General features: G+C 51.0%; 1 protein-coding gene and 1 pseudogene. Both read left to right on the plus strand.

Annotated features, from left to right (window positions below; translation table 11 throughout):
- The coding region (locus ACTHSP_RS22010) for an NADH-quinone oxidoreductase subunit K (RefSeq protein ID WP_440347010.1) at positions 1-149 on the plus strand (149 nt) is incomplete at its 5' end.
- Positions 150-151: 2 nt separating this feature from the next.
- Positions 152-435 (plus strand): annotated as a pseudogene (locus tag ACTHSP_RS22015) (NADH-quinone oxidoreductase subunit L); the annotation flags it as partial.

Raw genomic sequence — 435 nt, forward strand, 5'->3', positions numbered from 1 at the left:
ATTTGGGCGATACTGCCGGACAAATTTTCGTATTCTTCGTATTGACCGTTGCCGCTGCCGAATCTGCCATCGGTTTGGCGATTATGGTATTGGTGTACCGCAACCGACAAACAATCAACGTTGCCGATTTGGATGAGTTGAAAGGGTAATCATGAACGATATGACTTTATATTTGATAATTGCCCTTGTTCCGTTAGCAGGCTCGCTGATTGCGGGTTTGTTCGGCAACAAAATCGGACGTGCCGGCGCGCATACGGTTACGATACTCGGCGTGGCGGTGTCCGCCGTGCTGTCAGCTTATGTGCTGTGGGGCTTTATTGACGGCAGCCGCGCCAAGTTTGACGAGAATGTCTATACCTGGCTGACGATGGGCGGTTTGGATTTTTCCGTCGGCTTCTTGGTCGATACGATGACGGCGATGATGATGGTCGTGGT

It is taken from the genome of Neisseria sp. P0001.S005 (assembly GCF_051963715.1).